This is a genomic window from Okeania hirsuta (assembly GCF_003838195.1).
Lineage (GTDB): Bacteria > Cyanobacteriota > Cyanobacteriia > Cyanobacteriales > Microcoleaceae > Okeania > Okeania hirsuta.
Map to the genome: position 1 here is coordinate 1 of NZ_RCBY01000533.1, position 1,870 is coordinate 1,870.

2 protein-coding genes are annotated in these 1,870 nt (G+C 37.3%); both read right to left on the reverse strand.

The window, feature by feature from the left end:
* Window positions 1-219: 219 nt before the first annotated feature.
* Window positions 220-381, reverse strand: coding sequence for a hypothetical protein (locus D5R40_RS38670; protein WP_161564487.1), 162 nt, complete (start codon window positions 379-381; stop codon window positions 220-222).
* Window positions 382-514: 133 nt separating this feature from the next.
* Window positions 515-1,144, reverse strand: a complete 630-nt coding sequence (locus D5R40_RS32565; protein WP_124144739.1) for a Lumazine-binding protein — start codon at window positions 1,142-1,144, stop codon at window positions 515-517.
* Window positions 1,145-1,870: the final 726 nt, after the last annotated feature.

Genomic DNA, 1,870 nt, shown 5'->3' on the forward strand with positions numbered 1-1,870 from the left:
AGTCAGGAGTCAGGAGGAGAAAGAATTACAAAGATAAACGTAGTTATGGCGATTGAAGATTTTTTTTATGTCCAATTAAACGGATTTGATCTAATACCTAAATCCCTGAAAGTTAGGTGAAATAAAGGTTTTATCTAAATTTACAAATCAGCTTTAATAGCGCGATCAAAACTTTATACTTCTATTCCTTTTTCCTTCTTCCCTCCTAATACCATCCTCTTAATACCATTTCTGAATAGACATCTCCAGAAAAGGTTCTTCAACCCTTATAATACTGTTCCAAAATCGATATTTTTGGAGAAGTCTAATAGTAATGCTATGTTTGATTACCATTTCCCCATCTCCCCATCTCCCCATCTCCCCATCTCCCCATCTCCCCATTATTAAAGATATATAACAAACTTTTTGAGATTTGGTATGACTCTAACTCCTGAAGACTGACTCCTGAGGACTGACTCCTGATTCCTCCGTCGTTATTTATCAGTATTCAACCGGACATGATATCACTCAGCTTTCAACGGAGTTTTTTTGCTAAAATTTGCCCTACCTTTTTAACTATTGGGTCAATTTCAATCGCAAAATATTCTCCAATTTCCTTTTCTACTAAATTAGTCAAATTAACTGTTTCTGGATAAATATCAAACACCAAAGAAAATTTGGCCATATCCCTAATTATTAACAGTACTCCATCCAAACAAATCAGGTCTTTAACATCAAGATATTGAAGAAAATCATTCTTCCAAAGTACCTCAATTTTTATCCCTCCCCCTGATAAATTCTCTTTAGAAATTAACTGACAATACCCCGAAGGTACACCATAAAATAAAGACCCAGAAATTTCTTCTCCCAAACGAATAGACCTTTCTAAATTGAGCTTTTTCTGTCCTTCATATTGTGCAGCAACTTTTGTCGAAGCTAGATAAAACTTTAATAGATAAAACTCTCCTAATATCTCTTTACCTAAAATTGTTAACGCCCTCCCATTGACAGAAATATTAGACTTGATTTCCACTTCAGTATATAAACTATCAGAAACATCAAGAATTAATTCACATCCCAAACCTTGTAAGTGAAGTTGATAAACTTTTCCCGTTTCTTGAATAATTCCAGTAAACATTAAAGAGTAATTGGTAATAGTTGACACTCATTATCTGATTTATTTGTCGCTATATATAGCAATACGTCTTTTGGTATAGGACAATAAATTTTAGTTGTCAGGGAATAGGCAACATGGAACAGGGATATAGAGAAATGCCCTAAAATAATTTTTAGTTCTTCAGCTAATTCAATAATTTTGAGCTTGATTAAGACACATCTATAGAACCCATTTGGTATCTTTGTCGCCGATTCAGTTTTTTTGTCATAAGTAATAATTAAAAAGTCAAAAGTCAGAAAGTAGGGAAGGTATAAAGGAAAAAGCGGATGGGACTCCGCGTCCTTCGGGTATCTCTTTCCTCCTTCGGAGGAGCTACGCTAACAGAGACGCTTTGCGTATGGCAGTTGCTTTAAGTGGCTAATAAAGGGCGGATGCAGGTCCTGCCCACAGCTCCTTGGGAACCCGCAGGGCGCACTGCTCGACCAAGAGAGCGGTCAGATCCCGCGTCGGTTCAGACCCAAGGGAATGCTGACCAAGAGAGGGAACGCGCACTAAGCAGGTTGAAAAATACTCCCCACCTCCCCACCTCCCCACCTCCCCATCTCTTTTTAAATAGATATCAAATGAGTTCTATAGTATTCACTGTTAAGAATTGGTATTGTATCTTACCCAACGAGCAAAAACAATATTGCTAAACATCAAAAAATACTTAGGGTTTGCGCTCAAAAGTCTTATGGGTGAGGGTAGGAGACAGGAGACAGGAGACAGGAGACA

Excerpts from the sequence above, each read along its gene's own strand:
- D5R40_RS38670 (WP_161564487.1), bottom strand. The coding sequence starts at position 381 with ATGGGGAGATGGGGAGATGGGGAGATGGGGAGATGGGGAGATGGGGAA.